This is a genomic window from Tahibacter sp. (assembly GCF_035481375.1).
Taxonomy (GTDB): domain Bacteria; phylum Pseudomonadota; class Gammaproteobacteria; order Xanthomonadales; family Rhodanobacteraceae; genus Tahibacter.
The window spans coordinates 23,752-30,172 of record NZ_DATIGT010000093.1 but is presented as its reverse complement, the minus strand read 5'-3'; the positions used below and the strand labels follow the sequence as shown (position 1 = coordinate 30,172).

8 protein-coding genes are annotated in these 6,421 nt (G+C 70.1%); 5 read left to right on the top strand and 3 right to left on the bottom strand.

Annotation, left to right across the window (positions count from 1 at the left end):
* Positions 1-930 (bottom strand): hypothetical protein (locus tag VLF18_RS05600; protein WP_325278630.1); only part of this gene is annotated, 930 nt, incomplete at its 3' end.
* Positions 931-1,160: 230 nt separating this feature from the next.
* Here VLF18_RS05600 and VLF18_RS05595 point away from each other — a divergent pair.
* From VLF18_RS05595 to VLF18_RS05575, 5 genes are all read left to right on the top strand, one after another.
* Complete coding sequence (locus VLF18_RS05595; protein WP_325278629.1) at positions 1,161-1,565, top strand: DUF3574 domain-containing protein; 405 nt, start codon at positions 1,161-1,163, stop codon at positions 1,563-1,565.
* A 1-nt stretch (position 1,566) separates the two neighbouring features.
* Positions 1,567-2,181 (top strand): HAD-IA family hydrolase, encoded by a 615-nt coding sequence (locus VLF18_RS05590; RefSeq protein ID WP_325278628.1) that lies wholly within the window; start codon positions 1,567-1,569, stop codon positions 2,179-2,181.
* Between the two features lie 166 nt (positions 2,182-2,347).
* Complete coding sequence (locus VLF18_RS05585; RefSeq protein WP_325278627.1) at positions 2,348-2,713, top strand: metalloregulator ArsR/SmtB family transcription factor; 366 nt, start codon at positions 2,348-2,350, stop codon at positions 2,711-2,713.
* A 19-nt stretch (positions 2,714-2,732) separates the two neighbouring features.
* Positions 2,733-3,245, top strand: a complete 513-nt coding sequence (locus VLF18_RS05580) for an SRPBCC family protein (protein WP_325278626.1) — start codon at positions 2,733-2,735, stop codon at positions 3,243-3,245.
* A gap of 98 nt (positions 3,246-3,343) precedes the next feature.
* Positions 3,344-4,099 carry a DNA alkylation repair protein gene (locus tag VLF18_RS05575; protein WP_325278625.1) on the top strand — a complete coding sequence of 252 codons (756 nt, stop codon included), beginning with the start codon at positions 3,344-3,346 and terminating at the stop codon, positions 4,097-4,099.
* A gap of 271 nt (positions 4,100-4,370) precedes the next feature.
* Here the strand turns inward: VLF18_RS05575 and VLF18_RS05570 are convergent, their stop codons facing one another.
* Together VLF18_RS05570 and VLF18_RS05565 are read right to left on the bottom strand one after the other, a co-directional pair.
* Positions 4,371-4,886, bottom strand: a complete 516-nt coding sequence (locus VLF18_RS05570) for a gamma-glutamylcyclotransferase (protein WP_325278624.1) — start codon at positions 4,884-4,886, stop codon at positions 4,371-4,373.
* 143 nt (positions 4,887-5,029) lie between these two features.
* Positions 5,030-6,376 carry a DUF6351 family protein gene (locus VLF18_RS05565; RefSeq protein WP_325278623.1) on the bottom strand — a complete coding sequence of 449 codons (1,347 nt, stop codon included), beginning with the start codon at positions 6,374-6,376 and terminating at the stop codon, positions 5,030-5,032.
* Between the last annotated feature and the right edge of the window lie 45 nt (positions 6,377-6,421).

Below are 6,421 nucleotides of genomic sequence, written 5' to 3'. Positions count from 1 at the left end.
GGCGAACGCCGCGTCCGTCCAGCTCGTGTCCAGCCGCCCCGGCGCGTAGTCCTTCATCGCCTTGTAGACATACAGGGTCGCGTCGAGAAACACGCCGCGCTCGGCCATGCGGCGATACAGCGCGCGCAGGCGCGGATGATCCGGCGCGACCGTCGACCACGGCCCGCGGATACGCTGGCCGTAGTCGTCGGGCACGACGTCGACCGCTTCCCAGACGAGATACGGCGCATGCGACAGCGAGCCGACCCCGGCATCGACGAGATCGCCCGGCGCGGCCGGAAACACCGTTGCGTGCGCCGTCGTCAGCAGTCCCTGGCGGCGCGCTTCGCGAATCAGGTCCCTGGCCAGCGCGGGTTTCAGATCGCCGTAGACCTTGATGTTGCGTGCGCCGCTGCCGCGCGCCTCGGCCACGGCCTGGCGCAGATCGCTGCTCGCATCGATCAGACGCGCCCAGGGTGCCGTGCCCGGCGCGCGTCCCGGCGCCATCTCCGCGGTCGGTCCGTTGCGGAAGACCGCCGGCCCGCCGAACAGCGCGCTGTAGACCAGCACCGGCCCCTGCCACTCGCCCGCGCCGATCGCGCGCTCGATCTCGGCCAGCGCCCGCGCGTCGCCGGCCAGGTCGCGCACGCTCGTCACGCCGCCGCGCGCGGCCGACGCAAGAATGCGATCGCCGCGGCGCGGATCGGGAAACCGCGTCACGTGCACGTGCGTGTCGACGAGCCCGGGCATGACCGACGCACCGGCGAGCCCGATCCGCGTCCAGCGCGCATCCGCCTGCGCCGCCGGCCGCTCGCCGTCGTCGTCGATCGCGACGATCACGCCGTCGCGCACGAGCAGCGACTTCACCGCGCGCGGCTCCGCCCCCGTGCCGTCGATGAGACGCAGATCGGTCAGTTCGAGATAGTCCGCGGCGTGCAGCGGCGAAAGCACGGCGAGGCAGAAGGCGAGGCTTAGGAAGCACTTCGGCATAGGAGCAGGAAATAGAGGGGCGTATTCAGGAAATGGAGAAAGCGGTTGCGGAAACTATCGAGCGCAACGCTGCGACGCTAGTTTCTACCGGCTCGCCTCCAGTTATTCCCCACGCCTCGCATTCCGATCAGAACCGCAACCCGGCGCACCGCTTTGCTACCCTGTATACCTGTGCCTTCTGCGAGACCGTCATGCGCCCGCTGCCGTTGATCGCCGTCGCCCTGCTGGCGAGTGCCTGCAGTACCCTGCCTCCGTCGCGCTGCGACGCCGGCGCGCAGGCGCTGGTCGAGGATGCGCTGTACTTCGGGCTGTCGATACCCGGCGGCGGCACGGTCGGCGAGGCGCAGTGGCAGCAGTTCCTGCGCGACGAGGTGACGCCGCGTTTTCCGCAGGGACTCAGCGTCGTCGACGCGGCCGGGCAATGGCGCGGCAACGACGGCAGCGTCGTGCGCGAGCCCTCGCGCGTGCTGACCCTCGTCCATCCCGACGACGCCGCGCACGAAGCCGCGATCCGCGCGATCGTCGATGCCTACAGGACGCGCTTCGCACAAGAGGCCGTCATGCGGCTCAAGCAGCGCACGTGCGCGAGTTTCTGACATGACGCCCTCGGTCATCCTCGTCGACTTCGACGGCGTGCTGCGCCGCTGGCCCGACTCCGACGCGGCGATCGAATCGCCGCACGGCCTGCCGCCCGGCAGCCTGCGCGCCGCGGCCTTCGACCGTGCGCTGCTCGCCGCCCTCGTCGAGGGCCGCCTGAGCGATGCCGACTGGCGCAACGAGACCGCGTGGCGCCTGCGCGAGCACTACCCGCACGCCGACGTGACCGCCGCGGTCGCGCAGTGGTCCGCCGGCATCGGCACGATCGACCGCGACCTGCTGTCGCTGCTGCAGCGCTGCACGCCGCCCCAGCGTCTGGTTCTCGTCTCCAACGGCAGCACGCGGCTGCCGCAGGACCTCGACGCGCACGGCATCGCCGCGTGCTTCCACACCGTCGTGAACTCCAGCGCGATCCGCATCGCCAAACCCGCCGCCGGCTTCTTCGAGATCGCACTGGCCCGCGCCGGCGTCACTGCCGCCGATGCCCTCTTCATCGACGACAGCACCGACCACGTCGCCGCGGCGCGCATGCTCGGCATTCGCTCACATGTATACAACGGCATTGCCGGCGTGCGGGAATTTCTCGGCGACACGGGGCTGGTGGTACCCGATTGAGCGGAGGCAATCGGGAATCGCGGGTTGCGGCGAGCCGCAGGCGAACCGCGACGGCGAGGTGTCCGTCCAGGGCGATCGCGCAACGGTGTCTTTCCGCCCCTTGACCGAACGGCCATACCGCCGTACATTTCATAACCATTGAGTTATGTAACAGATCGGTTATCCAATGCCCTCCACGCACCTGGACTCCACCTTCGCCGCGCTGGCCGACCCCACGCGCCGCGCGATCCTCGCGCGGCTCGCGCTCGGCGAAGCCTCGGTCGCCGAACTCGGCGAGCCTTTCGCGATGAGCCAGCCGGCGATCTCCAAGCACCTCAAGGTGCTCGAACTCGCCGGACTGATCAGCCGCGGCCGCGACGCGCAGCGCCGGCCCTGCCGCATCGAGGCCGCGCCGCTCGCCGAAGCGAATGCCTGGCTCGAACGCTACCGCCAACTCTGGGAGCAGCGCTTCGACGCGCTCGACGCGCTGCTCGCCGACATGAAGGCCGCGGAAAAAACCGCGCGCAAATCCCGCCCACGCCGCAAATCCTGACCCTTGGAAGGACATCGCCATGCACCGCTCCGGAACCCTGCAAGTCACGCTGCCCAGCGACCGCGAAATCCTGATGACGCGCGTGTTCGACGCGCCGCGCCACCTCGTGTTCGAAGCGCTCACGCGCGCCGAACTGCTGCGCCGCTGGTTCGGCGGACCGCCGGGCTGGCGCCTCGACGTCTGCGAGATCGACGCGCGCGCCGGCGGCAAATACCGCTATGTCTGGGCGCGCGACAACGGCGAGGTCATGGGCATGGGCGGCACGATTCTCGAATGCGTCGCGCCGGAACGCCTGGTCGCGACCGAGACGTTCGACCAGGCCTGGTACGAAGGCCAGGGCGTGTCCTCGATCGTGCTCAGCGAGGAAAACGGCAAGACCACGCTGCGCCTTACCGTCCAATACGATTCCAAGGAAGTCCGTGACCACGTGCTGAGCTTCCCGGCCACGACAGGCGTCGAGATGGGCTACGACCGCCTCGCCGAGTGGCTGGCCGGCGACGAGGCGCGCGAAGCGCTCGCGGAACTGGCCTGACGCGTCGCGGCGACGCGCCGCCGCTTCCGCCCGGGGCGTTGCGCGGTTGTGGATAATGCCGCGCAACGCCCCGCTCTGCCGCCCTCCGCGAGAACCGCATGCCTGCCGCCAAGACGCCGCGCAAGACCGTCACGAAGACATCGCGCAAGACCGCCACCGCACCGGCCGCAGCGCAGCCCGGCGACATCGCCGCGCGCTGCGCCGAGGCGGTCGCCGCGCTGGAAGCCTGCGCGACCGAGGCGACGCGCGCGGGCATGAGCCGCTTCGCGATCCCCAGCGACAAGGCGCTCGGCGTCGCGATGCGCGACGTGCAGGCCGTCGCGAAACGCTACCGCCGCGATCACGCGCTCGCCGAGGCGCTGTGGCAGACCGACATCTACGACGCGCGCATGCTCGCCTGCTACATCGACGATCCTGCCGCCGTCACGGCCGCGCAGATGGACCGCTGGATGCGCGGCATCGACAACTGGGCCCATTGCGACACCGCCTGCTTCGCGCTGTTCGACCGCACGCCGCACGCCTGGAACAAGATCGGGCAGTGGGCGACGCGCCGCGAGGAATTCGTCAGGCGCGGTGCCTTCGCGCTGCTCGCGAGCGTCGCACTGCACGACAAGAAAGCCGCCGATGCGCCGTTCCTGCGCGGCCTCGAACTCGTCGAAGCCGCCGCCGGCGACGACCGCAATTTCGTCAAGAAAGGCGTGAACTGGGCTCTGCGCGCGATCGGCAAACGCAACGCGACACTGCGCGCCGCCGCCACGGCCGTCGCCACGCGACTCGCCGCGTCCGAAGACGCCGCGCCCCGCTGGATCGGCAAGGACGCGTTGCGCGAATTCCGTAAACGTGGGGCGCGATGAGCGAAGCGCGTCGCGCCGTGCGACTGGCGCGTCGCGTCGGGGAGCGATCCGGTTTCGCCGAGCATGCGGCGCAATGCCCTTCGGTTATTGCGCCCTACGCGGCACGGCGCGTCGCGCGTCCGACTGGCGCGTCGCGTCGTCGAGCGATCCGGTTTCGCCGAGCATGCGGCGCAATGCCCTTCGGTTATTGCGCCCTACGGAACCGCGCTGGTTGCGGTGAGCCGCAGGCGAACCTCGATGCCGGGGTTCGCCGGTTGGGCTCGCCGCCGACCTACGCCATCGCGCGCAGCTCGCGCTCGATATCGAACACGTGCGCGTCGTCGCTGCCGAGTTCGCGCAGCGCGTCGGCGAGATTCAGCAGATACTCGCGGTTCTCGCCGCTCGGGCCGCGCGCGTTCGCGATGTGCGCGGCGATGTCGCGCTCGGCGGCCGGCCCGAGATACGCCTCGTTGCCGGGCGCGGCGACATAGACCACCGCATCGGCGCGCGTGCCGTCGTCGAACTGCAGCTCGATCGTCTCGCGCACGTAGCCGTTCTTCTCGCGATGATCCAGATGCGCGAACACGTCAGGCGTCACGCGATAGGCCATGCCGATGCAGACCGACTGCGACGCGGGCACCAGCGTGACCACGCGCCCCGGCGCCTCGGGCGTGCCGCGATGATCGTGCGAGCCCTGCCAGAAGCGCCGCGTCCAGCCGTCGAGCCGCGCGCGTCGCCGCTCGAGGAACGGAAAGTCGACCTTGTAGATCAGCGAGCCGTAGCCGAACAGCCAGATCGCGGTAGTCACGCGGAAATCCTGCACAGTGCCGGGAGCGGCGCCACGATGGCGCCGCGCGCGCCGCGATTCAAGGCCGGAACAGCCTCGGCAGCACCTCGGGCGCGCGCGTCCGATGGATATTGTCGTGGCGCAGATCGGGCCGCGCGTCGATCTCAGCCCAGCGACGCCGGTGCCGCCGCACTCAGCGCCGCGCGCATCGCATCGGCCTCGGCGGCGACCCGCGGGAAATGCTCGGCCAGGCCGCCGTCGGGCACGTAGCGCACGGGGAAGCGCGCCGCGTTCGTCGCATACGCAGGCGGCGTGCAGACCGCGATGCGCCGCGTTTCCGCGAGCGCCGCCGACGGCAGCTCGACGAGCTCGTGCGCCGGCGCGGCATCGGCTGCGGCCGGCGAAGCCGACGGCTGCATGCCGGACGTCGGACGCTCGCCGCGCTCGACCCAGCCTTGCAGCGCCTCGATCGCCGCGACGATCTGCACCGCGTTGAATCCCAGATGCTGTTCACCCGGCACGTACTGCTGCACGAACTGCGCATCGCGTCCGGCGCGCTGCACGGCGGTCGCGTAGCTGTTCGTCGCCGCGGCGCTGACGATCGGATCGTGGATCGTCTGGAGTGCCAGCAGCGGCTTTTCGAGACGGCCGCTCGGCGCGTAGTTCCGCCGCAGGAATTCATACGCTTTCGCGTCGGCCGCATAGCGGCGCACGCCCGCATTCAGGCCCGCGTCGTCGCCGCTGCCGCTGTAGAGCCAGTTCGCATTGCCGACCGCGTTGCCGCCGGAGAGCTGCTGCAGGCGGCGCACGAGGTCGCGATTGATCGCGGTCTGCTCGCCGATCGCCTCGATCGGCACGGCCATCAGCGCGGCGAGCTTGGCGGCTGCCTCGGGCTTCGCCGCGACTGCCGCGTCGAGCGCGCGCACGGCAGCGGCATCGAGCGCCTGCGCCGGCGGCACCGGCACGATGGTCCCGACCGTGCCGGGAAAATAGAAATCGAACGCCGCGAGATTCACGAACGCCTGCTGAAACAGCGCGTCGCCGCCGCCGAGCGTGCCGGCCAGCGACAGCCCGCCCGAATACGCCGTGCCTTTCTGCTCCAGCGCATGCGCCACGGCAAGGCCGCCCATCGACTGCCCGATCGCGAAGGTGTGGGTCGGCTTGCCGATTTTCGCGACGAAGTGCCTGCGCACCCATTCGGTATCGCGGTGCGCATCGGCGATGTTCCAGTCGGCGCGCGCATACCCCGACTGCGCGAGCGCGAAACCGCGCTGCAGCATGATCGCGCGGCCGCCCTGCACATACGGCTGATCGTCGAAGCGCTCGGCCCGCGGACTGTTGCCGCGGAAAAACACGATGAGCCGGCCGTTCCAGTTCTCCGGCACGTCGATGCGCCACGCGGCTCCGGCCTCGGTGCCGGTGAGGATGCGCGGCGATGCGGCGGCGGAAGTCAGGAAACAGAGGATAGAAGTGAGAAAAATAGAGAAGCGATAAAAAGCGCGCAGCTTCACGCAGAACTCCGGTTCGACAGGTTTTCCCAAGCAGGCCGCACGCGC

Coding starts and splice junctions, on each gene's coding strand:
- VLF18_RS05595 (WP_325278629.1), top strand. CDS start 1,161: ATGCGCCCGCTGCCGTTGATCGCCGTCGCCCTGCTGGCGAGTGCCTGC.
- VLF18_RS05590 (WP_325278628.1), top strand. CDS start 1,567: ATGACGCCCTCGGTCATCCTCGTCGACTTCGACGGCGTGCTGCGCCGC.
- VLF18_RS05585 (WP_325278627.1), top strand. CDS start 2,348: ATGCCCTCCACGCACCTGGACTCCACCTTCGCCGCGCTGGCCGACCCC.
- VLF18_RS05580 (WP_325278626.1), top strand. CDS start 2,733: ATGCACCGCTCCGGAACCCTGCAAGTCACGCTGCCCAGCGACCGCGAA.
- VLF18_RS05575 (WP_325278625.1), top strand. CDS start 3,344: ATGCCTGCCGCCAAGACGCCGCGCAAGACCGTCACGAAGACATCGCGC.